This is a genomic window from Staphylococcus sp. 231237_7MaSpsaltlick (assembly GCF_043107035.1).
Genome location: NZ_JBICNX010000006.1, coordinates 219,699 through 245,063, shown reverse-complemented (window position 1 = coordinate 245,063; position 25,365 = coordinate 219,699). Strand labels below are relative to the sequence as shown.

Below are 25,365 nucleotides of genomic sequence, written 5' to 3'. Positions count from 1 at the left end.
TAATAGCTTTATCCTGTAATTAAAAGCAACACGATATTGCTTTAAGGTATCATAGAAAAGGAGAGATTTAAAATGAAAACAATAGCAATTGTGGGTGCAGGTACAGGTTTAGGTTTATCACTAGCAAAGAAATTTGGAGCTGAAGGATTTAAAGTAGCAGCTATATCAAGAAATGCAGAAAAATTAAAAGTGATTCATGAAGATTTGAGTAACTTAAATATAGAAGTAAAAACATATGTAGCCGATATTGTGGATTTAGAATCATTGAAGCAAACAATCCAATCAATTAAAGCGGATTTTGGTTCAATTGACGTTATAGAATTTAGTCCTAATGCCAAGGAACAGCAATTTACCAATATATTGGAAACTACACCAGAAAGTGTTTCAGAAATATTAAATAGTTATCTCTATCCAGCCATTCAATTAGTTAACGAGGTGTTACCTGATATGATAAATAAAGGAGCAGGTTCAATCTTATTTACGACAGGTGTAGCTACAATATTTCCACTCCCATTTGCAGGAAATGCTGGTATTATAGGCTCTGGATTAAGAAGCTATGCTGAAAATCTCTACAATGCAGTAGAAAATAAGGGGATTTTTGTAAGACATCTTTCAATAGGAACAGCGATTGAATCCGGGACTTTAGGCGATCCAGATACAATTGCAAAGGCTTGGTATGACTTATATACTACAAAAGGGAAATTTGAAGAGACATTTCCTCAAGGAATTAAAAAATCAGATATGATTTAAACAGTAAATTGTTTCATATTAGTGTTATATTAAATAAAAATATACTAAGACGTTAAATAATAATGAATAAAGAGTCTGGGACATAAATACCCAGCATTAAGCCCATCAAAGATTTTGATCTTTGATGGGCTTGTTATTGTATCAATACTTCGTATTGTTGTTATTGCTCGCTTACCTAGGGCGCTGTGTCGAGCCTCGTCCTCGACACGTATCCTACTCCCTCAGGTGTCTCGCAAACAATACGCAGTTCTTATATGTTTTACAGAAATATTTGCGACGACTTTGCATTAAATAACTTATAGATTATCCATATAAGGTTCTAATAATACCGTTAATTCCTCGGCTAATTCATTAATGCTACATGGTTTTGATTGCTCTATCCACCAAATTATTACTCCAACTATTGCGGATGATAGAAATTGTGCTGTTATTTCATTATTAAGGCGAGTTAGATTATTTAATACTTTATCAGATAACAACTTCTTCAATAAATTTAAGTCAGATTTAACTATAAGTATTTTCAATGCTTCATACTGTTTATCAATTTCATATAAAATTTCTTGTAGAATGGATGGATTGTTTTCAGGAGTGAGCTTATATGTTTCACATTTCTCAATAGCCTCACTTAAAGTGTGGTCTATGACATGATTTAAAATATCGTATTTGTCCATAAAGTTGAGATAGATAGTACCACGATTAATATTAGCTAATTGTGCGATATCATTCATTGAGATTTTGTCAAAATCTTTCTTTTTCAACAACGTCATAAAGGCATCCAAGATTAATTTTTGTGATTTTTCTTTTCGTTTATCCATAGTAAATCCTTTCGTTTAACTCAACAAAATGAGCCAAGTGTTGATTAATAATCAAATAGTATATTTTGTTTATTGAGTATATACATTTTTGGTGTTAACTTCAAGATATTGAACAACTGTTTATTAAAAAGGAGAGATTAGTTATGAGAATATTAATATATGGAGCAGGCGTACAAGGAAGATTTTTAGCTCATGCATTGAATGGAGAAAATAATGACGTGACCTTGTTTGCAAGAAATGAAACGAAACGTATTTTAGAAAAAAATGGGGTCAAACTTAAACACACGATACAGAAGAAAGTTACACATGATCATTTTCGTTTGATTGATGTATTAGAGGAAAATGATATTTATGATGTCATTTTTGTAACAATGAAATATTCGGATTTTTATAATGTCATTCCTAGTTTGGCGAAAAATAATAGTAAGAATATTGTGTTTGTAGGTAATAATGCAAATCCGCAAGCATTATATAATTCAGTACAAAATGAATCTTTATCAGTGAAAAATATAGGATTTGGATTTCTAATGACAGGTGGCGAAAAAATAGACGACTATGCAACGGTATTGAGATTTAATAAAGGTGAATTGAAAGTTGGTCTTTCAACAGAAAATAAAGACTTGAATCAAGTACTGGATAATATTTTTGAAAATGTAAATATAAAATTGACATATCAAAAGCAATTTGATGAATGGTTATTGTCACATGCTGCATTTATTTTACCGTTAAATATGACAACTGTAGTAAGGGAACAAAATGGTATAAATAATAAGTTGTTAAATGAAACTGTGGCAGCATATAACGAAATATACCGATTAATAGAAAATAATGGATATGCGCTTATTCCTAAAGCGCCAGCATTTTTGTTTAAGTATTTTAAACGCACTTCAGCTATGATGATTAAATTATTGTTTAAATCAGGGGTGTTAGATCAAGCCAAAGGATCTACAAAAGAATTAGATGCTTTATATTTGGATTTTAAAAAATTAAGTAACAATACCGCTATATCAACTACCAATTTGGACTCATTGTATCAACAAACAATGAGTGTGAGTGATTAGCAAAAAAAGATTTTAATAATAAATCTCACTTTTTTATAAGAGTGAGATTTTTTTAGTTATTCTAGGGTAAAAGTTAATAAAACATTAATTATAAAAAATGAATAAAAGAACTAAGTTAAATTGATGTTTTTAAAATTTTAAATATACTTATAAAATTAAGGAGCGTATAAAATTGGAGATGTACCCACTAACAATAGCACAAATGAAATTTATGAAATTAGAAACAAAAATAGAAGGGTCTAGTGTTAATAATATTCCTGGGTTATTAAATTTAGGTACAAAGTTTAATTATGAGCAAATAAATAAAGCCATAAATAAATTAATATTAAATCATGATAATCATAGGATACAAGTGTCAATGAAAAACGAAGAATATAAACAATATATTGTAAAATATGAAGAAATATCATATCCTTATTTAGATTTTTACCAAGATCAACTGAATTTTGATGATTGGTTAGATGAAAAAGCTAATGCAAATCTTTTTGATTTTGATGAAAAATTATATGAATATTATATATTAAAAATGCCCAGTGGTGATTTAGCTTTGTTTACGGTTCAAAATCATTTAATAGCAGATGGGTGGAGTATGACACTATTAATTAATTATTTCATAGATTATTTGATAGGTGGAGTTAACAAATCCGTACCCAATTGCAATTTATCGTTTGTGCATGCTACAGAAGAGGAAGCACAGTATTTTCAATCTAAAAAGTTTGAGAAAGATGAAATTTATTGGAGGAATAAGTTAAATCAGCAAAAGCGACAATCAAATAGTGAATTAATTCATTCAGACCATATACATTGTCAAAGAAGTACGATTAAGTTAACGGCAGAAACAACTAAAAAAATAAATAATTATTGTATGAATAATGATGTTAGTGTTAGTAATTTATTTGCTGGTATTATGTTAGCACTTATTGATAAAGAAACTGTTGATAAAATTAAAAAAATTGGGTTATTAATTCATAATAGAGTAAATAAAAATGAAAAATTAACAACTGGTAATTATACAAAGTTTTTGCCACTTATAATTGATTTAAATGACGATCTGTTTTTAAGTGAATATATAACAAAAGTTAAAAAAGAGTCATTTAAACTTTTAAAACATAGAAGATATCCTATTGATAAAATGTTATCAGAGCTTAAAATTAATTATGACATATTAGATTGTTTAATCTCTTTCCAAACAGTAAATTATAGTTCAGAGTTTATAGAAAATGGTTTTTATGAAAAAAAACTTGAAATTGATACTATAGGCATCCCTTTAGTAATTCAAATTTTCAATAAGAATAGTGAAAGTGGTTATTTATTACATTATGATTATCAAAGTGAAGTACTAAGTGCATATGAAATAGAGCAATTGCATGAAAATATTTTGAAGATGCTTAACGAATTGGTAATAGATACAGAGCAACAATTAGAAGAAAATATCATTTTATAACAATGAAAATGAATATTTAAGCAAAAAAGTACATTGCTTGTATTTTAAAATATTGATAAATTAGAAGAAAAAGGTTGGGAAAACACATGCATTCCTTAAAATTCTTTTTACTAATTTTCATCATCTTTTTTGTATTATCTAGCATTAGTGATGTTCTATTCTTAGGTGGATTTGAATTTATGAATGTGTTATTAAGCACTTCGATATTTGCCGTTATTATGACAGGATTTCAATTTTTTGCTAAAAATCTATCTAAAGATAAATCACATTAGTAAACAATACATAATGAAAGGAAATTTTTTAATATGAACGATAAAAAGCAACAAACCAAATGGGTTTTAGTAGTTTTATGTTGTATTGTTTACAGTGTGACAAATTTATATGAACATTTTAACTTATGGTTTCTTATGTTACTTGCTATCGTGGCAGGTACATTAATTCATTATTTAGTCGACTTTATTTTTATTTTGATCAATAAATTCCCAAGCTTTAAATCAAAATAATCCAACATAGCACAATTTCAAAAATTATTTCCTGGAAAATACTGAAATAAAAAACTCTTCAAACTGTTTAACAAGTTTGAAGAGTTTTTTTGAATATCTATATTTAAGGTGTTTTCAGATAAAACTTCTATTTGCCTACAAATTAATGAGAAAATATTACTGTTTAAATTGCATTGGGTGTTAATACACATAATTATTCACCAAATTTCTTAAAACTTCATAAAACATTGTATTAATTATGTAAGCGAATACAAATACAATGTAATAAAACAATATCTTAATAGGAGGATGAAAAATGTCTAATTGGTTGGATATAGATAATAGTGTTGTAGTTATTACAGGTGGTAGTTCAGGTATAGGAAGTGTTATTGTTGAAACATTATTAGCTAATGGCGCAATAGTTTATAATGTGGATTTAAAAAATGGTGAGGAAAATCACGGAAATTATCATTTTTTTGAAGTAGACGTAACTGATAAACATAGAGTGCAAGAAGTTGTTTCATTGATATTTAATCAAGAACAAAAGATAGATGTCTTAATTAATAATGCGGGTGTTAATTTACCAAGAGTATTGGCTGATACGCAAGATACTCATCCAGAATATGAAATTAACGAGCGTGATTTGGATTTCATGTTCAATGTGAATTTAAAAGGACCTATTTGGTTTAGTCAAGCGGTAGCAAAATATTTCATTAAACAACGGAAGGGTAAGATAATCAATATTTCGAGTGAGGCTGGGCAAGAGGGGTCAGAGGGCCAAAGTTTATATTCAGCCACTAAAGCTGCACTCATCGGTTTGACGAGGAGTTGGGCAAAAGAACTTGGCAAATATAACATTAATGTTACTGCAATTGCTCCAGGTATTATAGAAGAAACTGGACTACGTACTCCAGAATATGAAAGTGCATTAGCTTATAGTAGAAATATTACGGTTGATCAACTGAATGGGGATTATTCTAAATCCATACCTTTAAAAAGAGTAGGAAAGTTAGATGAAATAGCAGATTTGGTATGTTATTTAAGTTCTAATAAATCTAGTTACATTACTGGGACTACTATTAATATTTCAGGAGGTAAGTCACGAGGATAATCCCATAAGGTTAGGGGAGTATAATGAAGCTTAATAAAAAACATACACAGATAATTAAAATATTACTCGACTCACATACTTCGATTGAAAAATTATCATTTTTAGTAAATGTTAGTGAAAAAACGTTAATTAATTATGTTAAACAAATAAATGATTATTTTGATGAAACGATTTTTATTTCTAAGCAGTACCACAACTTAATGATTCATATTGAAGATAATAATCGTTTTCTTGAATTAATGAATACGCTAACTGAATCAACTCAAAGTGATTCAATTAACAAAATGGAGAACATATTCTTCCAAATTTTACATCAAAATGTAGTTACTATTGATGATTTAGCTGAATTTAATTTTATGAGTAAAACAAGCATCAATAATATGCTAAAAGAGATGAAACATGAACTTACTAAATATAATGTTTCGATTATTGGTAAGCCAAATGTAGGTTTATATGTCGATGGTAGAGAATATGATATTAGAAAATTAATAATTGAATATTTCAATAATCAATATAGTAATAAAGATATAGATAGCGAATTACTTGTACAGTTAGAAAGTCTTAAAGTGCAACTGAAATTAGATGAACAATCTTATAAGCGATTGAAACTAGCAATCAAAGTTACCATTGAACGGTTAGAAATGGGAGACAAGATAGATGATGATATAAGTATTGATAATAATGTGTATAGTTCAATTGATTATAAAAATATAGCATTTGTAAAATCTTATTTGAACCAGACTTATAAAGATATTGATGCAAATAAAGAAATGCTCCTAATTGTTATCACTTTACTTGGACGACGAGCATCTATATTAAATGAATTAATCACTTCATCTGAAGCTACAATTATACAAGAGATTATTGACGGAACAATTCGAGATGTATATGAATATTATGGGATTGAGTTAGATAATAAATTATTTACGAAAGATATTCGCTTGCACATTAAGTATTTAATAAATCGCATAGTATTTAATATGAATATCAATGATGAGAGTGTAAGCAATATGAATGAAAGATTCCCTTTTGCTTTTGAGTTGTCAAAAATATTGGGTGAAAATATAACCAAGCATATTCAAATTCAAGTCTCCGAAGAAGAGTTAAGTTATCTTACTATTTATTTTAGTATTTATCTTGAAAAAATAGAAAAAGAAGTGAAATCCATATCAAAAGTTGCTATTATTACTGATTTTGGCCTAAGTATTCAAAAATTATTACAAAACAATATAATGAAAATTTTTGGCCCGAATGTAGAGATTGTTATTATTGAACAATCAAATTTTGATGAATCTTCAGTAAATAACTATGAAATCATAATTTCAACTATACGACTCAATAGATTGTTTAACAAAATCATTTATTTAGAAAATGTTTTTGATGAACAGAAACTAAAATTAAAAATTGAACAATTTTTAATTTATAAAGACTTAAATCATAAAAATGTTTTTAATAAGAGTGTCATTGTAGATCTAATTAATTCTGAAGATTTTGAACATTTTGATAATAACAACTCTTATATATCATTAATAGAAATTTTAGCAGATGAATTAGTGAGTGAAGGTAAGGTAGAAAATGATTTTAAACAACGTTTATTGATAAGAGAATCTGATAAATCAACGGCAGATAAATATTTAGGTTTCCCTCATGCATCTCATATAGGGACAACGATAAATATTAAAGTTGCAATTTTAGATGAAGGATGTAGAGATTTGCCTGATTTAAAAATAATTATACTAATTGCTACTCCAGATGAAATGGTTAATGAAACACTACTGATTCGAGTTTATGAAGAAGTATTAGCAATTTCTAATAATGCATATTTAATAAGTAAATTCTCTGAAAAAACCACGTTTCAAGACTTTATACAATTATTAAATCAAGAAATGAAGGGATAAAATGTTCATATTATTACTAATTATTTTAGCTGCAGCAGGTTTTGTCATACAACATTTATTAGGCTGGTTACAAATTAAGAATTTTACTAAGCATTATATAGAGCTGCGACGTAAAGGTAAGGTGGCAATTGGAAGAAGACCCGCAATTTTCAAATCAGGGACATTAGTCTTACTACAATTAAATGGGAAAAATGAGATTGAAGAAGCGCGATTTATGCAAGGTGTTACAGTTTTTAGCAAGTTCAAGCCATTAGCTGGATTAAAGGGATTGAAAATAAACAAAATCACAGATCAAGAAATTAGTAATTATAATAAGCTGCTGATAAAAGCAATACTAGATGCTCAACATACATTTAATGTAGTCAGTAATGGAGGGGAAATTGAAAAAATTCCATCTCCTATGATGAAAGCGGTCAAAAAAGTGAATAAATTAATTAGAAATGAAAGGGGATTAAAAAATGGATTACATCGTTAAGTTTGCAGAAGGTTTTATAAAATTATTTCAAACTGGTGCCGATACATTCATAGATTGGATGGGGACCATAGTACCATTAGTTTTAATGCTATTAATTGCTATGAATACATTAATACAATTAATAGGTGAAGACAGAATTAATTTAATAGCTCAAAAATCTGCTAAAAATCCACTTATGCGTTATTTAGTATTACCATTTTTAGGTTCATTTATGTTGGCGAATCCAATGGTTCATTCGTTAGGACGATTTATGCCTGAAAAGTATAAGCCGAGTTATTTTGCTGCAGCAGCACAATTTGCTCACACAAGTAACGGGATATTTCCACACATCAATCCAGCTGAACTGTTTGTATTTTTAGGTATAGCCAATGGTATTCAAAAATTAGGATTACCGACAACAGATTTAGCAGTTCGCTATTTATTAGTTGGTTTAGCTATGAATTTTATAGGTGGTTGGGTAACTGATTTAACTACAAGCTTTGTGGAAAAACAACAAAAAGTCAAATTGAGTAAAGAGATAAATTTAGAAGGTTGAGGTGAAAATAATGAAAAAAGTTAAAGTAACTAAAGGCTCTGGAGGCTTTGGTGGTCCATTAACGTTTGGCGTAGAGGGAAATAAGACGAAATTAGTGTATATTACAGGTGGTCATAAACCAGCTATAGTCGATAAAATAGCAGAAATTACAGGGGCAGAACCTGTGAATGGATTTGAAACTTCTGTACCTGAAGATGAAATGATGGCGATTATTATAGATTGTGGTGGTACATTAAGATGCGGTATTTATCCTAAAAAACGTATTCCAACTATAAATATTATGGCAACAGGAAAAAGTGGTCCATTGAGACAATATATTACTGAAGATATCTACGTATCAAATGTAGATGTTAATCAAGTGGTTGAACTTGGTGAAAGCATTCATTCAGAAGTGGATGGTAAGCAGGATGAACCAGTTGCTACTGAACAAAACGATAATCAATATTCAAAGAATAAGAAAATTATGGAGACGCGTGCTGAACAAGAGAACAAATCCATTTTAACTAAAATTGGTTTAGGTGCAGGTAAAGTTATCAATACATTTTATCAAGCAGCAAGAGATGCTGTAGAAACGATGTTACACACGATTATTCCATTTATGGGATTTGTAGCATTACTTATAGGCATTATTCAAGGATCTGGCATTGGTAAGTTATTCGCTAATGTAATGTCTCCATTAGCTGGTAATATTTGGGGATTGATGGCGATAGGTCTAATTTGTTCGCTTCCTTTTTTAAGTCCTTTGCTAGGACCAGGAGGGGTCATCGGCCAAGTATTAGGCACATTGATTGGAGTCGAAATTGGGAAAGGGAATATTCCACCTCATTTAGCATTACCAGCATTATTTGCAATTAATACACAAAATGCTGCTGATTTTATTCCTGTTGGTTTAGGATTGGCAGAGGCTGAAACAAGAACAATTGAAGTTGGTGTTCCTTCTGTATTGTATTCAAGATTTTTAAATGGTGTCCCCCGTGTGTTTGTAGCATGGCTTGCTAGTTTTGGATTATACAAATAAAAAAAGAGGAGATTTACTATGTATAAAACTATTGTGAAAGATGTAGGCAGTGAGGCAAGTGCATTTGTCGAAGAAGGAATGATCATTTTGTTTGGTGATAATGCACCTGATGAGTTAATTGATTATTGTTATATCATTGATATTAATAGCATTGAAGGAGAAATAACAGAGTCTCAAAAATTATTGATTGGTGAAAAATTATTTGAAATTACTAAGGTTGGTGCTTCTGTTCAAAAGAATTTAGCAGAGTTAGGTCACATTACCTTAAAGTTTGACGGTAGTCACGAAGCTGAACAATCTGGAACATTATATTTAGAAGAGGCGGAAGTCCCTAATATTGAAATTGGAACAGAATTAAAGATAGTGTAACTTTACGCTAGCTACGTTAAAAGGCCATTGAATGACTTTGTCACTCAAAGGCTTTTTCTTAATGTCTATTATTTTATTGGATTCATGCCATTTTTCCAGGTGCTGTATTGTAATGTTCCACCTTGATCTTTAAACTTCAAATTGTTCACACCGCGTTCAAAAGGAGCTGCGGATTGCACGTTAATATCTGGGTTTATGTCTAATAAATCGGCGTACCATTGTGCCCATATGTTACCTGGTACTGGCTCATCATCAGCTACATTATAAGTGCCTGACTCAAAGTTTAAGGCTTGAATGGCTGCTTCTACAGCATCATCTATGTGTATAAAAGATTGAATACCGTTCGTAATCGTAACATGACCATTCATGAATTGATTGTATATCATGCCATTTTTACCGTACCAAGTTCCTGGGCCGTAGAGTAGGCCATAACGTAAGATAACGTGGTTGTCGATACGTTTTGTTTCTTGTTCTAATCCTTTAACGCCATTAACTGTCACTTGGCGTTCGCCTGTGGATTGATAGTCGAGTGGTGTTGCTTCTGTGGCTAAATCATCACCTGCTTCATAAGCAAAGGCAATGCTTTGCGATTGTATTTGTCTGACATTGTATTTAATTGCAGTATCTACAAGATTTTTTGTTCCTTCTATTCTGACTTTTGTATTAGCGGACATATCAACTTGCTTTAAATCTGTAATTTCATGCATGATAATGTCTGGTTTGAAATCAGCAATTACAGTATCTATAGTATCGATTTCAAGTATATTTCCAATGTACGCTTGGACTCCGATATTGTTCAACTTTACTTTGCCATGTTGTGAAGTTGTCAATCCAGCTACATCATAGCCTTCGTCTAGTAAACGTTTCGTTAATTTCATGCCTATTAGACCTGTTGCTCCTGTTACAAGTATTTTTGTCAATGTCTGTCACCTCTATAATAATTATTAGTTCAATGTTAATTATATTTTCTAATGGGTTCAGGATAAGACACCATTGAAGTGATAGTTTAAATTAATTTAAAAATCTTAATTTAGGTTCCGCTTATCTGAACATTTCCTTTAAGTTGCTTATACTCTGATTTCGTTCTTTTAACACTGTTCATGCCTATCACATATATCCTTCATTTTATTCTTTTTTCTGCTTCAGTTAGTAATCTAATAGGACCATTGGAATTAAGGGTGATTAACCTCTCTGCCATTGTATTGGGCGATTCTTGTAGTTGACGATTGATCCACCCTTGTATCATGCCTGTGTAAGCAGATGCAATATATTCAGCAACGACATTTTTATCAAGTGCCATATGATTGGCGACACCTGTATCTTCAAAAAGTTGCATATAACGTACAGTAATGAAATCTTTTAAAGTTATATAAAAATTGGGGTAGCGTTTAAACATGATATGGTAGAAATCGTAATCATGTCTGATGTGGCTAAAAATATTATTAGCAATATAAAATTGTGATTCTTCTATGCTTTGATGTTTTAGGTAAAATTTGTAAGTTTCTCCAAATAGTAGTCCGAAATGACGCTCAATGGTGGCTGTCGTGAGTTGTGATATGGAACGGAAATGTCTATAAAAGGTGGAACGATTAATTTCTGCATGATTGCATAGTGCGCGGACAGTGATTTTTGCTAATGGTAGGTATTCGAGTAGTTCGATAAATGCGTTTTGAATTTTAATTTGTGATTTTTTATTTTTTGGTGTCATATGTTTTCTCACCCTTTATTGCAACATATGTTATATATGTGTTGCTTTTTTACTTTGTACATGATTGTTTTGTTTAGCAAATCGTTTTTATAATGTATTTATACAGTAATTTAAACGTTTGTATTTGTAAATTATTTAAAATGAGTTGCTATATTTGTAACAAGTATTAGAGATGGTTAAGTATTTTAAATGTTAAAAAATAAACGAAGCAAGTGTAAGTATCAGGAGGAATGAATGATGATTAATAATGCTAATGAGTTAAAGGCGCATCTTTTGCAACAAAATAAAAATCGATTGCAAAGTGATCAATTTGATATGCATGCTGCGTTGGAAGATATTTTAAATTCAGTTGGTTATTCAACTGCTGATAGTGGTGGCAAGGTTACGTTTTATGGTAAGGACCCAGTTATGCCTAGTACGTTAAGGTTAGCGTCGTTAGCTGGATTAGGGTTAGCAGCTAAATCGGTGGCATTAGCACATTTATGGCAAGTCAGAGGTGGCAAAGGTCAAGATATTCACATAGATATTCGTAAGGCAGTGAAACGTCTGTCACCCTTCTATGAAAGAAAATGGGAAACTTTGAATGGTTTTCCTGCAAAGGGGCAAGAGGATCCTCATACACCATTTCGCTTTGATTTTTACCAAACTAAAGATAAGCGCTGGGTAATGCCACTAAACCCATATCCTAATGCTAAGGCACATGTGTTGGAACTATTAAATTGTCGTTCAACGAAAGAGGCTGTTGCAGAAGCTATTAAGGGTTGGAATGGTCAGGATTTAGAAATTGCAGGTGCTGAAAAAGGTGTCGTTATGCCAATGGTACGTTCGCTTGAAGAATTTGTAGAAGAGGAACAATTTCAACATATTGCGGAGACGGAATTAATCGAAATTAAAAAAATAGCTGATTCTAAGCCGGAAGCATTTTCAGAGGAACCCGAACAACCTTTAAGTGGTGTGAGGGCGCTTGGAATGGGACACGTCATCGCAGGTGCTGGATTAGGAAGAGGATTAGCCTTGCATGGTGCAGATGTATTAAATGTGTGGCGACCGTCAGAATTAGAAGTTGAAACAATGTATCTCACTTCTAATGTTGGTATGCGTTCAACATATTTGGATATAGATCATAATCAAGAACATAGAAGTCGATTTGATGCATTACTTCAAGGTGCAGATATATTCTTTATAAATAAAAGATATGGCTTTATGGAAAAGTATAGTCTGACGCCAAATGACTTAGCCCAAAAAAGACCCGGTATCATTCATGCATCGGTTAATTTACACGGGCATACGGGACCTTGGAAGAATCGTAACGGCTTTGATCAAACTGCCGGCAGTGTGACGGGAGTCATGACACTTGAAGGTTCAGTTGATAAACCGAAATTACCACCTATCGTTGTGGTTAATGATTATGTCATCTCGTGGTTGTTAGAGTTAGGAGTTATTAAAGCTTTAGAACGTCGAGCTAAGGAAGGTGGTAGCTATAGTGTGAGTGTATCTTTAAGTAAAGTATCAGCTTATTTAATGTCGTTAGGTATCTTTGATAAAGACTACGCAAAAACCATGTCGAATAGTAACGAAGAACATCAAATCGTCGCACCAGATCAATTTGAAGCGGAGACCCCTTTAGGAACGTATAAAGGCGTGACAGACCAAGTTTATATGTCAGAAACACCAGGGGAATATGACACCGTCTTGATGGTTCGAGGCTCTGATAAACCTCGGTGGAAAGCTTGATTCAAAGTTAAATTAAACTGAAAATCATATTCCAAATAATTTTAAGTCGTCTAACTAAGTAAATCTTACTAGTTAGGCGCTTTTTTTTATTATGAAAGAGTCAGTACGTCTGGTTAAGTGAATTTCGCAAGTTGAGCTTATTTTTTATTGTGGAAAGAATACATATAAAGTGTAAAGATTATAAAAATAATTGACTGAAAGCGCTATCAGTATTACTATAATTATTAAATATTGGTTATGTTTTAGTGTAATTTTGGATTTTATCACCAAAAACAAGGGGTGTTTTCATGAAAAAATCAGAATGTGACATAAAACGACGCAAAATGAAAAGGATTACATTGATTGCGACGTTTGGTGGATTGCTATTTGGGTTTGATACAGGGGTTATTAATGGTGCTTTACCGTATATGTCTTTATCGAATCAGTTAGATTTATCACCTGCTACTGAAGGTTTGGTATCGAGTTCGCTTGTATTTGGAGCTGCATTTGGTGCAATTACAGGTGGAAGGTTATCCGATACTTTAGGAAGAAAGAAAATGATTATGGTATTAGCAATTATTTTCTTTTTTGCAACGTTAGGTTGTGGGTTATCACCTAATGTATTCTCGATGGTTATTTTTAGATTGATATTAGGTTTAGCTGTCGGTGGCGCTTCAGTAATCGTACCGACTTTCCTTTCTGAAATGTCTTCTAAAGAGGATCGAGGAAGAATGGTCACACAAAATGAATTGATGATTGTTTCTGGTCAGTTGATGGCTTATGTTATCAATGGTGTTTTAGGAAATTTAGTAGATAATCCAGGTATTTGGAGAGTGATGTTATTAGTTGCTACATTACCAGCGGTTATCTTGTGGTTTGGTATGCTGCGTGTACCTGAAAGTCCGAGATGGCACGCGAGTAAGAGTAAATATTGGCCAGCTTATACGATTTTAAGAACACTAAGAGATGAACAGACGGCAGCAGAAGAAATAAAAGAAATTAAAACAGTGATAGATAAAGAGAAATTAATTAAAGGGAAGTCGAAAAATGAATTTACTAAACCATGGATTCGTAAGATTTTGTTAATTGGTATAGGTTTAGGTGTTGTACAACAAATCACGGGTGTTAACTCTATTATGTATTACGGTACTGAAATACTGCGTAATGCAGGCTTTGGTACGAAGGCAGCTCTAGTTGGAAATATTGCGAATGGTGTGATATCGGTTATAGCAACGTTTGTTGGTATTTGGCTATTAGGCAAGATTGGTAGACGAACGATGTTAATTACGGGTCAATTAGGTATTGTAGCAACATTGATATTGTTAAGTATTGTTCCATTATTTTTAAAGGGAACAGTCGTATTACCATTTATTATATTGTTATTAACGGTAACATTTTTAGCGTTTCAACAAGGGTGTGTATCACCAGTCACTTGGCTAATGTTATCTGAAATATTCCCATTAAAGGTTAGAGGATTAGGAATGGGAGCGAGTGTGTTCTTTTGTTGGATGACGAATTTCTTAGTAAGTTTGTTGTTCCCTATCTTACTGGGACATTTAGGTTTAGCATCCACGTTTACGATATTCGTAGTCTTGAATTTAGTAGCAGTTATATTCGTTAAAAAATTCTTGCCGGAAACGAAGGATAAATCACTAGAAGAAATTGAAGAATACTTTAAAGCAACGGTAAAAAAGGACGAAGTAATTGGAAAGAACGTGGTTAAGGAAGCGAAATAATTTATAAATTAAAGTAATTATGATTGACTGAAAGCGGTAACAAATATATGATGGTCATAAGTTGATTAAGTTTTGGTATCTTTGAATAGGTTAAGAGAGGGTGGTTTTATGGCAAAGAAAATAAGATTAACAACAGGTCAAGCGGTAGTGAAGTTTTTAAAACAGCAGTATATCAGTGTTGATGGTGAAGAATCACCATTTGTAGAAGGGGTACTCGATATATTTGGGCATGGCAATGTCGTGGGTATTGGTCAAGCTTTGGAGGAAAGTCCAGGTGACTTAAACATTATTCAAGGTAAAAATGAACAAGGTATGGCGCATGCAGCGATTGCATTTGCGAAACAACGTTTACGTCGCCAAATCTATGCAGTAACCACTTCAGTTGGACCAGGATCTGCCAATTTAACAGCTGCAGCAGGAACAGCACTCGCAAATAATATTCCTGTATTGCTGTTACCAAGTGATACCTTTGCAACGAGACAACCTGATCCAGTGTTACAACAAGTTGAACATGAATCGAATTTAACAACAACTACTAACGACGCACTTAAAGCTGTATCTCGTTATTGGGATAGAGTTACTCGTCCAGAACAATTAATGTCTAGCTTAATAAGAGCATTTGAGGTATTGACGAACCCAGCTCAGGCAGGACCAGCTACGGTATGTATTTCACAAGATGTGCAAGGTGAAGCCTTTGACTTTGATGAGTCTTTCTTTGAGAAACGTGTACATTATATTGATCGTCCAGAACCGGTAGCAAGAGAAATAGATTTAATGATTGAAACAATTAAAAATAGTGAAAAGCCAATCATACTTGTTGGTGGTGGTGCGAAATATTCAGGTGCACGCGCTGAATTAATTGAAATTTCAGATAAATATAATATTCCATTAGTTGAAACACAAGCAGGTAAATCAACAGTAGAAGCAACGTTTAAGCATAATTTAGGTGGCATGGGAATTACTGGTACATTGGCTGCAAACAAAGTAGCATATGCGGCTGACCTAGTCATTGGTATTGGTACACGTTATACAGATTTTGCGACTTCTTCTAAGACTGCGTTTGATTTTGATAAGACTAAGTTTTTAAATATAAATGTTAATCGCATGCAAGCTTATAAATTAGATGCAGTACAAGTTGTTGCTGATGCAAAAGTTACATTGCAACACCTCTTGAACCGGCTTGGAGATGACTATCAAACGGGTTATGGTGAATCGATAAATGAGGTTAAGACTGAGTGGCTGAATGAACGTTCGCGCTTGAGTCAAATTCAATTTAATCGTGAGCATTTTGATCCGGAGATTAAGGAACAATTTGATCAAAATATCTTAAATGAGTATGCAGATGCGTTAGGTACAGAATTAACACAAAGTTCAGTTGTCTTGAAGTTAAACGAAGTGGTATCACCTGACAGTAATGTCATCACATCTGCGGGGTCTCTTCCGGGGGACTTACAGAGATTATGGAATGCTTCTGTACCGAACACTTACCATGTTGAATATGGTTATTCTTGTATGGGATACGAAATATCTGGTGCACTTGGTGTCAGATTAGCAGAACCAGAGCATGAAGTATATTCGTTCGTAGGTGACGGTAGTTTCTTAATGTTACATTCTGAATTTATAACATCACTACAATATAACAAGAAGATTAATCTATTGTTATTTGATAACTCTGGATACGGTTGTATCAATAATTTACAAATGGAAAACGGAGTGAATAGTTATCACACTGAATTCCGAACAGCAAATAATGAAATTCTGAATATTGATTATGCCAAAGTAGCTGAGGGTTATGGAGCTAAGGTTTATAAAGTGTATTCATTAGAGGAGTTAGAAGCTGCTATTAAAGATGCTGAACAACAAGACATTAGTACGTTAATTGAGATTAAAGTATTACCAAAAACAATGACGGACGGTTATGAGAGTTGGTGGCATGTTGGTGTTCCGGAGGTTTCTAATTCTGAAAAAACACAAGCTGCTTTTGATTTAAAAGCGGGAAAGCTAGCACAAGGTAAACAATATTAAACAAGGGGCGTGTAATAATATGAAATTAGCATTAGATCCAGCAATGTATACAGATTTATCAATGAAGGAAGTTATCGATAAGGCAGCTAGGCTTGGTTATGATTATATTGAATTGTCTCCAAGAGAAGACTTTATTCCTTTTTATAAGTATCCAAAAGTGGATAAAGCAATGATTAAAAATGTAAAAAAATGGTGTAGTGATGCGGGGGTCCAATTGTCTTCGATATTACCTGTAATGGCGTGGTCAGGGCCTGATGAAGAGCAACGACAAGGTGCAGTACGTAATTGGAAACGTGCGATTGAAATTGCGAGTGATTTGAACGTGGATGTGATGAATACAGAATTTAATGGTAGTAAATATGAACAACAAAGATGTGAAGAGAAGTTTATCAAATCAATGGATGAATTATTGCCGATTTTTGAAAAGGAAGGTATGAAATTAAATTTACAAGCGCATCCCTATGACTTTATAGAGCGTAATGATGAAGCATTGCGCATGATTCGTGGTTTGGATAGAGAGTGGATTAACTTAGTGTTCTCGACTGCGCATACATTCTTCCATGATGATGGTATAGGCGATATTGAAACAATGTTCGATGATGCGGGCGACAAGTTACAACATGTATTGTTCTCTGATACATTTAACCACACAGCTGCGAATGGATTACGTTATATTGTGAATCCACCAGGAGCGGAAGTAACTGTGCACCAACATTTGAATATTGGTGAAGGTGAAGTGGACTTTGAAACGATATTTAGAAAGTTAAAAGAAATGAAATTTGATGGTATTGCTACAAATTCTGTATTTGCTTGGGTTGATAGAGCGGATGAATCTGCACAATTTATGTTGGAGCGATTGAAGAAGGAGTTATTTTAAGTCTAGATAATGGATGAGGTGTGCTATGAAATTAGGATATAATGTGGCTACTACAAAGGAAAATGCAACATTGCAACAGGAATTAGAATTATGTGATAAACATGGTTATGACTTTATTGAAATACAAATGGATAAGATGCCGGAGTATTTAGAAACACATACGCTTGAAGATATGAAAGCATTTTTCGATACACATCATATTAAGCCGTTAAGTCTCAATGCATTGCAGTTCTTTAATAATAGAAATGATGCGGATTATAGAGCTGTCTTAGATGAATTTAAAGAATGGCTAGAAATTGCGCATTATCTAGGGGCAAAATATATCGTTCTCGTGCCATTGGTTACAGAAACTAAAATACTCAATAAGGCGATTCATGATAGTTGTGTTAAGGTTATGACAGAATTTGCAACGTTAGCCGAAGCATATCATATTAAGATTGCGTTAGAGTTTTTAGGGGCACCATATGCAACGGTTAACACATTCCAACAAGCGTATGATATCGTCGAGGACGTGGCGAAACCGAATGTAGGATTGGTATTAGATTTCTTTCATTTTCATGCAATGGGATCTAATTTAGCAGATTTGCGCAAGGCTAAGGCAGAAAATATATTTTTGTTACATATTAATGATGTAGATGACTACCCGATTGGTATATTAACGGATGAAGATAGATGTTTCCCAGGTCGTGGTGTCATTGATATTAAAGGTATATTTAATACACTTCGTGAGATTGGCTTTCAAGGTGAGTTTATTTCGATTGAGCTCTTTCGTCCGGAATATTATCGATTGCCAGCTGAAGATGTCATTGTGAAATCTAAGGAAACGGTTAAGGAAAGTGTGCAACCGTTCTATCCAATTTAATTTAAAATTTAAACTGTAATCAGGTTGAGACAGTATGTGGTTTGTGATCTTTACAATCTTTATGTTAAAGAGCTCATGCTAACGATCGTCTCAACCTTTTTGTGTCATAATGTGCGCATTATTAAGCTAAATTACTAAAGCTGAAGATGAATTACAGACTGATAGCGTTCTTAAGGGGCCTATATAAGCGAGATTGTTATTATGGCATGTACGAGTTAAGTTAAGTCCAGTTAAGCAAAATTGCAACATTGTAAGTAATACATAGTTAAATCTAAGTAAATTATTTGTAGCGTTATGATCATGTATCGATACGTATGACGTTGAATTTAGTCACAGTTGCAACCGTTGATCGGTCGGTGAACCAAAAGAGGTAACACCTGAATGAACAGGTGTTACCTCTAATGTTAATATTGATGAACTTTTGTATAAATGGTTATGTTTCAATTGTGACATTTGCAGATTTAAGAAAATCTACAAATTCTTGAGACGGTGTCTTGTCGGTAATTAATGTGTCGAGTTCTGCGCATTCCATAAATGTAAGAAGTGTAGAACGGCCCATTTTTGTGTGATCCGCCAGTGCATAAACATACTTTGAACGAGAGACGATTAATTTTTTAATAATATTTTCTTCTAATTCGGCATTTGAGAGGCCGTTTTTTATATCGACACCTGTCGCGGCCATAAATGCTTTGTCGATGTTGAATTTTTCAATAAGATTATTTGATTCGATACCGATAAATGAACGCGTACGGAATTTAAATTGTTCACCGATAATAAATAGTGACACATTTTTAAAGACGGAAGCTTTATTAATAATGTCTAAACTATTTGAGATAATAGTAAAAGGTAGTTCTGTATCGACGTAATCTAAAATATGGACTGTTGTAGTCCCAGTATCAAGATATACGACATCATGTGCCTTTATACGTTTGGCTGCCTTTTTGGCAATGTGAATTTTCTCTTCATAGTGTTCAATATTTCGCTTCGAGTAGTCGACAGCTTGTGTAATAGAACTATCAACCGCCTTCACACCACCGTAAACCTTTTTAACTTTATTCATATCGGCTAATACTGTGATATCGCGACGTATTGTATTAATTGAAACGTTGAAGTAATCACTTAATTCATCAATAGACGCAGCTTGATTTTCGTTAATATAGGATTCAATCGCGTGTATCCTTTTCGTTTTCATATTTGTTACCCCCAATAATTTATATAATACACAACATTTCTTTATTACTCAACACTTAATAAAAAAATGACAAAAAGTTGACAATAATCACTCCTTTTTATAAAATAACCAATAAGTAATCAATATTTAACCAAAATTATACTAAAAAATGGAAGCGTTTTCCAAGGAGGAGGAACAAGAAATGGCAGAAATCTTAAAAAATTATATTAATGGTGAATGGGTGAATTCAAAATCACAGGAAACAATTGAAGTTTATAACCCGGCAACAAAGGAAGTTATCGCAGAAGTACCATTATCAACTAGAGCAGAATTAGACGAAGTGGCAGAAATTGCTCAAAGTGCATTTGAAGAGTGGAGTCAGGTTGCAGTTCCAAAAAGAGCACGCTTATTATTCAACTTACAACAAATTTTACAAGAAAATAAACAAGAGTTAGCAGAAATTATTACGAAAGAAAATGGTAAAAGTGTTGGCGAAGCCTTAGGCGAGGTGCAACGCGGTATTGAAAATGTAGAATTTGCTGCAGGCGCACCATCACTAATGATGGGAGATTCCTTATCAAGTATTGCTACAAATATTGAAGGTACAAGTTATCGATATCCTGTTGGCGTTGTAGGCGGTATCACACCTTTCAATTTCCCGATGATGGTACCTTGTTGGATGTTCCCAATGGCAATTGCGCTAGGTAACACATTTATTATTAAACCTTCAGAGAAAACACCGTTACTTGTAAATAAATTGGCAGAATTGGTTGAGCAAGCTGGGTTCCCTAAAGGTGTATTCAATGTAGTGCATGGTGCACATGATATTGTAAATGGTATTTGTGAAAACGAAAAAATAAAAGCGGTTTCATTTGTAGGCTCTAAACCAGTTGGTGAATATGTATATAAAAAGGCAACAGAAAATTTAAAACGAGCTCAGTGTTTAACAGGTGCTAAAAATCATACGATTATCTTAAATGATGCCAACATTGATTCAGCTGTGAAAGACGTTATCGGTGCAGCCTTTGGCTCGGCTGGCGAGCGTTGTATGGCAGCAGCGGTAGTTGCGGTTCAAGAGGGTGTATATGATGAATTTAAAGAAAAATTAGTACAAGCAGCTAAGGATATTGTCATCGGTAATGGTTTAGAAGATAACGTATTCTTAGGTCCAGTTATCAGAGAAGAGAATAAAGAACGCACATTAAACTATGTAGATCAAGGTGTTGAAGAAGGTGCGACGCTTGTATTAGATGGTCGTGAAGATAATAAAGATGAAGGTTACTTTGTTAAGCCAACTATTTTTGAAGATGTCACAACAGATATGAAGTTGTGGCAAGATGAAATATTTGCACCTGTATTATCGTTAGTAAAAGTAACAGATCTTAAAGAAGGTATTGCGTTAGCTAATAAATCAGAATTTGCTAATGGCGCTTGCTTATTTACAGATAGTGCTTCATCTATAAGATACTTTAGAGAATTCATCGATGCCGGCATGTTAGGTATTAACCTTGGTGTGCCAGCTCCAATGGCAGTATTCCCATTCTCTGGTTGGAAATCATCGTTCTTTGGCTCATTACATGCGAATGGTAAAGATAGTATTGATTTCTTTACACATCGTAAAGTAGTAACAGCTCGTCACGGCGAACCTCAATATTAAGGAGTGTATAGAGATATGGCTGAATTATTAAAGAAACCCGTACACCATCCATTGGCAGAGGGTGTTGAAATAATACAAGACTTTAAACCATCAGATGTAGATTTAGAATATACCGGTATTAAAGTGATTGACCTTAAAGCCGCAGCAACATTTAGTGAGTCGACAAATGACTATGAAGCTTGTGTTGTTGCCTTGACGGGGCAAATTGATGTTTCAGATGGCAGCGATAAATATGAAGGTTTAGGTACGAGAGATTCAGTATTTGAAAAGGTCCCTACAGATAGTATTTATATATCTAAAGCACATGAAATCGTGATTACAGCACAGAGAGATGCACGTGTTGTCATTTGTTATTCACCTTGTGAACAGGAACGTGCAACACAACTTATTCCGGCAGCAGAAAATGCTGTCGAAGATAGAGGTAAATATTCTAATAAGCGACATGTGCATAATATATTGCCTGATTCACATACTGCTAGTGAAAAGCTATTAGTCGTAGAAGTGTATACAGATCAAGGAAACTGGTCTAGTTATCCACCACATAAGCATGATGTAGATAATCTGCCACATGAGTCATTTCTTGAAGAAATCTATTACCATGAAATGGATCCACCACAGGGGTTTGTCTTTCAACGTGTTTATACAGACGATAAATCTTTAGACGAAACAATGGCTGTTGAACATAGTGATGTAGTCATCGTCCCTAAGGGATATCACCCAGTTGCAGTTCCAGACGGTTACAATGGTTATTATTTAAATGTAATGGCAGGTCCTCAAAAGGTATGGAAGTTCCATAATCAAAAAGATCATGAATGGATTATAGATAGAAAGTAGGGATAGGAATGGCAAATCAGAAAGATATCGTAGCGATTGGTAGAGCAGCAATTGATTTAAACGCAGTAGAGATCAATAGACCGATGGAAGAGACAGAAACATTTCGCAAATATGTCGGTGGTTCTCCGGTGAATATCAGTATTGGAGCATCTAAATTAGGTTTGAATGTAGGATTAATTGCTAATGTTTCGGATGATCAACATGGCCGTTATATCACAGATTATTTAAATCAATTAGGTGTAGATACATCCCAAATCCATGTTGATGAACATGGTCACAAGACAGGTCTTACCTTTACAGAAATAAAAAGTCCTACTGAATCTAATATTCTGATGTATCGAGAAGAAGTAGCCGATTTATACTTAGCACCTGAGCATGTTGATGCAGCGTATATTAAAGAAAGTAAATATTTGCTGATTTCAGGTACAGCGTTGGCTCAATCTCCTTCTAGAGAAGCGGTATTAAAAGCGTTGTCTATTGCTAAAGCGAATAATGTAAAGGTTGTCTTTGAAATAGATTATCGTCCTTACACGTGGAAGAGTTTAGAAGAAACTTCAATTTATTATGAATTGGTTGCACAACAAGCTGACATTGTTATTGGTACCCGAGATGAATACGATATGATTCACCGTTACGTTAATGAAACAGATGAATCAATTAGTCAAATTTTGTTTAGTTATCAACCAGAACTTGTCATTGTTAAACACGGTGTCCAAGGTTCTAAAGCTTATACCAAAGATGGTGCGTATTATGAAGGTAAAGCATTTAAGGCACAAGTCATTAAAACATTTGGTGCTGGTGATTCATATGCTGCAGCTTTCTTATATGCATTGGTTAAAGGTAAAGCTATTGATGAAGCATTAAAATATGGTGCAGCTTCTGCCGCTATTGTGGTAAGCAGCCATAGTTCATCGGAAGCAATGCCGACAAGTGAAAAGTTAGAAAGTTTTATCGAAGCGCAAGAGAATCAAACAATTTAGTATCAAATGTAAGCGATTTCTTAAAAGGCGGATGATGTTATGACTGAAAATATACGTTTTGGATGTGCACCAATTGCATGGACGAATGATGACTTGCCTGAGTTAGGTAAGGAAAATACCTTTGAACAATGTATTAGTGAAATGGCATTAGCTGGATATGAAGGGACAGAAATTGGTAACAAGTATCCTAAAGTAGCCAGTCAATTGCTGGATTATTTAAAGCCTAGAAACTTGAGTGTTGCGAGTGCGTGGTTGAGTTTATTTTTAACGACAAAGCCATATGAAGAAACAGAAAGTGCGTTTATCAACCACAGAGATTTCTTATATGAATTAGGTGCAAAGGTCATTGTTGTTTGTGAACAAGGTAAGAGCATTCAACAACGAGAAGATATGTCAGTTTTCACGGAAAAACCGCACTTTACAGATGAAGAATGGTTAAAGCTCACGCAAGGGTTAGAGCATCTTGGTAGGTTGGCGCGCGAGAAAGATATGAGAATTGTATATCACCATCATATGGGGACAGGGGTTCAAACAACTGCTGAAATTCAACGTTTAATGGATAACACGGACCCTGAAACAGTCTCATTATTATTTGATACTGGTCATTTAGCATTATCAGGTGAACTGCCATTAGCTGTGTTCGAACAATATAAATCAAGAATTCACCATATCCATTTCAAGGATATTCGTCCGGATGTGCAACAAAGAGCACAGATACAAGACAGTAGCTTTCTTGACAGTATCAAGCAAGGTATATTTACAGTGCCGGGCGATGGTTATATTGACTTTGAACCCATACTACAAGCAATAGAAGCTGCTGATTATAAAGGATGGATTGTTGTAGAAGCAGAACAAGATCCTGCTAAAGCCAACCCCTTTATTTATGCAAAAAATGCGAAAAATTATTTGAATCAAATACAACGTAAGCAAGAGAAAAAATATATTTCGTAAAGGGGGAATTCTTTGGAAAAACATATGATTCGTTATGCGAAGTCACAAGGATTTGCAATTCCACAAATGAATATCAACGGCTTAATTTGGATTGAAGGTGTCTTGCAAGCTGCAGAAAATATGCAATCTCCAATTATTATCGGCACGACGGATAAGAATATTGCCTATCTTGGTGGCTACAAATTTATCTTACAGACGATAAAAAATAAAATTACAGCGATGGGTATAACGGTCCCTGTATCGATTCATTTAGATCATGGTTTAACGGTAGAGGGCTGTAAGCAAGCAGTTGATGCAGGCTATGATTCTGTTATGTTTGATGGTTCAAAGTTACCGATTGAAGAGAATATTAGGCAAACGAAGGAAGTTGTCGAATATGCGCATGCCCATGGTGTCATTGTGGAAGGTGAAGTAGGTGCTGTAGGTGGCGTAGAAGATGGTTTGGTAGGACAAGTTAAATACGCAGATATTGATGAATGCGTGGCATTAGTACAACAAACGCATTTAGATACATTAGCACCTGCATTGGGCTCTGTACATGGCAAGTACAAGGGTGAACCTAACTTAGGATTTGCAGAGATGGAGGCAATTGGGTCTAAAGTAGATGTACCACTCGTCTTGCATGGTGCATCAGGTATTCCGAATGCAGATTTACAACGTGCGATTCAATTGGGCCATGCTAAGATTAATTTTAATACTGAAATTAATATCTCTTGGTCAAACCAATTGCGCAAGACACTCAATGAATCAACAGAGCTATTCAACCCACAAGAAATATTGAAGCCTAGTATACAAGCTATTATTACGATAGCTGAAAAGATAATTCAAACATGTGGTTCGGAAAATAAAAATACAGCATTTATAAAAAACAGATGACAGGAGCTGAATAAGGT

Annotated in this window: 25 protein-coding genes; 21 read left to right on the top strand and 4 right to left on the bottom strand. The window is 33.6% G+C overall.

All coding sequences use genetic code 11. The annotated features are described in order from the left end of the window. Window positions 1-72 precede the first annotated feature (72 nt). On the top strand, window positions 73-750 hold the full coding sequence (locus tag ACF91D_RS13945; RefSeq protein WP_107589792.1) for an SDR family NAD(P)-dependent oxidoreductase: 678 nt from the start codon (window positions 73-75) through the stop codon (window positions 748-750). Window positions 751-1,046: 296 nt separating this feature from the next. Here the strand turns inward: ACF91D_RS13945 and ACF91D_RS13940 are convergent, their stop codons facing one another. Then, the gene (locus tag ACF91D_RS13940; RefSeq protein ID WP_107589791.1) at window positions 1,047-1,565 is read right to left on the bottom strand and encodes a TetR/AcrR family transcriptional regulator; all 519 of its coding nucleotides are present in this window, start codon (window positions 1,563-1,565) and stop codon (window positions 1,047-1,049) included. A gap of 143 nt (window positions 1,566-1,708) precedes the next feature. On the opposite strand from ACF91D_RS13940, the gene ACF91D_RS13935 reads away from it, so the two are divergent. From ACF91D_RS13935 to ACF91D_RS13890, 10 genes are all read left to right on the top strand, one after another. Beyond that, window positions 1,709-2,626 carry a ketopantoate reductase family protein gene (locus ACF91D_RS13935; protein WP_107589790.1) on the top strand — a complete coding sequence of 306 codons (918 nt, stop codon included), beginning with the start codon at window positions 1,709-1,711 and terminating at the stop codon, window positions 2,624-2,626. Between the two features lie 178 nt (window positions 2,627-2,804). Further along, the gene (locus tag ACF91D_RS13930) at window positions 2,805-4,070 is read left to right on the top strand and encodes a condensation domain-containing protein (RefSeq protein ID WP_232166649.1); all 1,266 of its coding nucleotides are present in this window, start codon (window positions 2,805-2,807) and stop codon (window positions 4,068-4,070) included. 86 nt (window positions 4,071-4,156) lie between these two features. Then, window positions 4,157-4,342: a hypothetical protein gene (locus tag ACF91D_RS13925; protein ID WP_142400635.1), complete on the top strand. Its 186-nt coding sequence runs from the start codon at window positions 4,157-4,159 to the stop codon at window positions 4,340-4,342. Between the two features lie 33 nt (window positions 4,343-4,375). Further along, the gene (locus tag ACF91D_RS13920) at window positions 4,376-4,573 is read left to right on the top strand and encodes a hypothetical protein (RefSeq protein ID WP_107589788.1); all 198 of its coding nucleotides are present in this window, start codon (window positions 4,376-4,378) and stop codon (window positions 4,571-4,573) included. Window positions 4,574-4,868: 295 nt separating this feature from the next. Next, window positions 4,869-5,663: an SDR family oxidoreductase gene (locus ACF91D_RS13915; RefSeq protein ID WP_107589787.1), complete on the top strand. Its 795-nt coding sequence runs from the start codon at window positions 4,869-4,871 to the stop codon at window positions 5,661-5,663. A 23-nt stretch (window positions 5,664-5,686) separates the two neighbouring features. Then, complete coding sequence (locus ACF91D_RS13910; protein WP_107589786.1) at window positions 5,687-7,561, top strand: BglG family transcription antiterminator; 1,875 nt, start codon at window positions 5,687-5,689, stop codon at window positions 7,559-7,561. A gap of 1 nt (window position 7,562) precedes the next feature. Next, window positions 7,563-8,036, top strand: a complete 474-nt coding sequence (locus tag ACF91D_RS13905) for a transcriptional regulator GutM (RefSeq protein ID WP_107589785.1) — start codon at window positions 7,563-7,565, stop codon at window positions 8,034-8,036. Beyond that, entirely contained in the window at window positions 8,020-8,571 is a 552-nt protein-coding gene (gene srlA, locus ACF91D_RS13900; protein WP_107589784.1) for a PTS glucitol/sorbitol transporter subunit IIC, read from the top strand. The genes ACF91D_RS13905 and srlA overlap by 17 nt, the downstream gene beginning before the upstream one ends. Window positions 8,572-8,581: 10 nt before the next feature. Beyond that, window positions 8,582-9,589 carry a PTS glucitol/sorbitol transporter subunit IIB gene (srlE, locus tag ACF91D_RS13895; protein ID WP_182476699.1) on the top strand — a complete coding sequence of 336 codons (1,008 nt, stop codon included), beginning with the start codon at window positions 8,582-8,584 and terminating at the stop codon, window positions 9,587-9,589. Between the two features lie 18 nt (window positions 9,590-9,607). After that, the gene (locus ACF91D_RS13890; RefSeq protein ID WP_107589783.1) at window positions 9,608-9,958 is read left to right on the top strand and encodes a PTS glucitol/sorbitol transporter subunit IIA; all 351 of its coding nucleotides are present in this window, start codon (window positions 9,608-9,610) and stop codon (window positions 9,956-9,958) included. A 68-nt stretch (window positions 9,959-10,026) separates the two neighbouring features. On the opposite strand, the gene ACF91D_RS13885 is transcribed toward ACF91D_RS13890, so the two are convergent. Then, the gene (locus ACF91D_RS13885) at window positions 10,027-10,878 is read right to left on the bottom strand and encodes an NAD-dependent epimerase/dehydratase family protein (RefSeq protein ID WP_107589782.1); all 852 of its coding nucleotides are present in this window, start codon (window positions 10,876-10,878) and stop codon (window positions 10,027-10,029) included. 200 nt (window positions 10,879-11,078) lie between these two features. Continuing rightward, window positions 11,079-11,666, bottom strand: coding sequence for a TetR/AcrR family transcriptional regulator (locus ACF91D_RS13880; RefSeq protein WP_107589781.1), 588 nt, complete (start codon window positions 11,664-11,666; stop codon window positions 11,079-11,081). Window positions 11,667-11,900: 234 nt separating this feature from the next. On the opposite strand from ACF91D_RS13880, the gene ACF91D_RS13875 reads away from it, so the two are divergent. From ACF91D_RS13875 to ACF91D_RS13855, 5 genes are all read left to right on the top strand, one after another. Next, complete coding sequence (locus ACF91D_RS13875; RefSeq protein ID WP_392437208.1) at window positions 11,901-13,400, top strand: CoA transferase; 1,500 nt, start codon at window positions 11,901-11,903, stop codon at window positions 13,398-13,400. Between the two features lie 287 nt (window positions 13,401-13,687). Continuing rightward, complete coding sequence (locus ACF91D_RS13870; RefSeq protein ID WP_107589779.1) at window positions 13,688-15,115, top strand: sugar porter family MFS transporter; 1,428 nt, start codon at window positions 13,688-13,690, stop codon at window positions 15,113-15,115. A gap of 108 nt (window positions 15,116-15,223) precedes the next feature. Further along, window positions 15,224-17,140 (top strand): 3D-(3,5/4)-trihydroxycyclohexane-1,2-dione acylhydrolase (decyclizing), encoded by a 1,917-nt coding sequence (gene iolD, locus ACF91D_RS13865; protein ID WP_107589778.1) that lies wholly within the window; start codon window positions 15,224-15,226, stop codon window positions 17,138-17,140. A 19-nt stretch (window positions 17,141-17,159) separates the two neighbouring features. Further along, window positions 17,160-18,017, top strand: a complete 858-nt coding sequence (locus ACF91D_RS13860; RefSeq protein ID WP_042737718.1) for a sugar phosphate isomerase/epimerase family protein — start codon at window positions 17,160-17,162, stop codon at window positions 18,015-18,017. A gap of 25 nt (window positions 18,018-18,042) precedes the next feature. Then, the gene (locus ACF91D_RS13855; RefSeq protein ID WP_107589777.1) at window positions 18,043-18,879 is read left to right on the top strand and encodes a sugar phosphate isomerase/epimerase family protein; all 837 of its coding nucleotides are present in this window, start codon (window positions 18,043-18,045) and stop codon (window positions 18,877-18,879) included. 433 nt (window positions 18,880-19,312) lie between these two features. On the opposite strand, the gene ACF91D_RS13850 is transcribed toward ACF91D_RS13855, so the two are convergent. Beyond that, entirely contained in the window at window positions 19,313-20,071 is a 759-nt protein-coding gene (locus ACF91D_RS13850) for a DeoR/GlpR family DNA-binding transcription regulator (protein WP_042737716.1), read from the bottom strand. 181 nt (window positions 20,072-20,252) lie between these two features. Here ACF91D_RS13850 and ACF91D_RS13845 point away from each other — a divergent pair, with 181 nt between their 5' ends. From ACF91D_RS13845 to ACF91D_RS13825, 5 genes are read left to right on the top strand one after another with little or no spacing between them, the layout of a single operon-like run. Further along, entirely contained in the window at window positions 20,253-21,707 is a 1,455-nt protein-coding gene (locus ACF91D_RS13845; RefSeq protein WP_042737715.1) for a CoA-acylating methylmalonate-semialdehyde dehydrogenase, read from the top strand. 15 nt (window positions 21,708-21,722) lie between these two features. Continuing rightward, entirely contained in the window at window positions 21,723-22,541 is an 819-nt protein-coding gene (gene iolB, locus ACF91D_RS13840) for a 5-deoxy-glucuronate isomerase (RefSeq protein WP_107526723.1), read from the top strand. Window positions 22,542-22,549: 8 nt separating this feature from the next. Then, on the top strand, window positions 22,550-23,521 hold the full coding sequence (iolC, locus tag ACF91D_RS13835) for a 5-dehydro-2-deoxygluconokinase (protein WP_107526722.1): 972 nt from the start codon (window positions 22,550-22,552) through the stop codon (window positions 23,519-23,521). Between the two features lie 39 nt (window positions 23,522-23,560). Continuing rightward, window positions 23,561-24,472: a myo-inosose-2 dehydratase gene (iolE, locus tag ACF91D_RS13830; protein WP_042737712.1), complete on the top strand. Its 912-nt coding sequence runs from the start codon at window positions 23,561-23,563 to the stop codon at window positions 24,470-24,472. A 12-nt stretch (window positions 24,473-24,484) separates the two neighbouring features. After that, entirely contained in the window at window positions 24,485-25,348 is an 864-nt protein-coding gene (locus ACF91D_RS13825) for a class II fructose-bisphosphate aldolase (protein ID WP_229366792.1), read from the top strand. Window positions 25,349-25,365: the final 17 nt, after the last annotated feature.

What these genes read in the sequence shown, in the direction of transcription:
- ACF91D_RS13945 (WP_107589792.1), top strand. Translation starts at nt 73, where the DNA reads ATGAAAACAATAGCAATTGTGGGTGCAGGTACAGGTTTAGGTTTATCA.
- ACF91D_RS13940 (WP_107589791.1), bottom strand. Translation starts at nt 1,565, where the DNA reads ATGGATAAACGAAAAGAAAAATCACAAAAATTAATCTTGGATGCCTTT.
- ACF91D_RS13935 (WP_107589790.1), top strand. Translation starts at nt 1,709, where the DNA reads ATGAGAATATTAATATATGGAGCAGGCGTACAAGGAAGATTTTTAGCT.
- ACF91D_RS13930 (WP_232166649.1), top strand. Translation starts at nt 2,805, where the DNA reads ATGTACCCACTAACAATAGCACAAATGAAATTTATGAAATTAGAAACA.
- ACF91D_RS13925 (WP_142400635.1), top strand. Translation starts at nt 4,157, where the DNA reads ATGCATTCCTTAAAATTCTTTTTACTAATTTTCATCATCTTTTTTGTA.
- ACF91D_RS13920 (WP_107589788.1), top strand. Translation starts at nt 4,376, where the DNA reads ATGAACGATAAAAAGCAACAAACCAAATGGGTTTTAGTAGTTTTATGT.
- ACF91D_RS13915 (WP_107589787.1), top strand. Translation starts at nt 4,869, where the DNA reads ATGTCTAATTGGTTGGATATAGATAATAGTGTTGTAGTTATTACAGGT.
- ACF91D_RS13910 (WP_107589786.1), top strand. Translation starts at nt 5,687, where the DNA reads ATGAAGCTTAATAAAAAACATACACAGATAATTAAAATATTACTCGAC.
- ACF91D_RS13905 (WP_107589785.1), top strand. Translation starts at nt 7,563, where the DNA reads ATGTTCATATTATTACTAATTATTTTAGCTGCAGCAGGTTTTGTCATA.
- srlA (WP_107589784.1), top strand. Translation starts at nt 8,020, where the DNA reads ATGGATTACATCGTTAAGTTTGCAGAAGGTTTTATAAAATTATTTCAA.
- srlE (WP_182476699.1), top strand. Translation starts at nt 8,582, where the DNA reads ATGAAAAAAGTTAAAGTAACTAAAGGCTCTGGAGGCTTTGGTGGTCCA.
- ACF91D_RS13890 (WP_107589783.1), top strand. Translation starts at nt 9,608, where the DNA reads ATGTATAAAACTATTGTGAAAGATGTAGGCAGTGAGGCAAGTGCATTT.
- ACF91D_RS13880 (WP_107589781.1), bottom strand. Translation starts at nt 11,666, where the DNA reads ATGACACCAAAAAATAAAAAATCACAAATTAAAATTCAAAACGCATTT.
- ACF91D_RS13875 (WP_392437208.1), top strand. Translation starts at nt 11,901, where the DNA reads ATGATGATTAATAATGCTAATGAGTTAAAGGCGCATCTTTTGCAACAA.
- ACF91D_RS13870 (WP_107589779.1), top strand. Translation starts at nt 13,688, where the DNA reads ATGAAAAAATCAGAATGTGACATAAAACGACGCAAAATGAAAAGGATT.
- iolD (WP_107589778.1), top strand. Translation starts at nt 15,224, where the DNA reads ATGGCAAAGAAAATAAGATTAACAACAGGTCAAGCGGTAGTGAAGTTT.
- ACF91D_RS13860 (WP_042737718.1), top strand. Translation starts at nt 17,160, where the DNA reads ATGAAATTAGCATTAGATCCAGCAATGTATACAGATTTATCAATGAAG.
- ACF91D_RS13855 (WP_107589777.1), top strand. Translation starts at nt 18,043, where the DNA reads ATGAAATTAGGATATAATGTGGCTACTACAAAGGAAAATGCAACATTG.
- ACF91D_RS13850 (WP_042737716.1), bottom strand. Translation starts at nt 20,071, where the DNA reads ATGAAAACGAAAAGGATACACGCGATTGAATCCTATATTAACGAAAAT.
- ACF91D_RS13845 (WP_042737715.1), top strand. Translation starts at nt 20,253, where the DNA reads ATGGCAGAAATCTTAAAAAATTATATTAATGGTGAATGGGTGAATTCA.
- iolB (WP_107526723.1), top strand. Translation starts at nt 21,723, where the DNA reads ATGGCTGAATTATTAAAGAAACCCGTACACCATCCATTGGCAGAGGGT.
- iolC (WP_107526722.1), top strand. Translation starts at nt 22,550, where the DNA reads ATGGCAAATCAGAAAGATATCGTAGCGATTGGTAGAGCAGCAATTGAT.
- iolE (WP_042737712.1), top strand. Translation starts at nt 23,561, where the DNA reads ATGACTGAAAATATACGTTTTGGATGTGCACCAATTGCATGGACGAAT.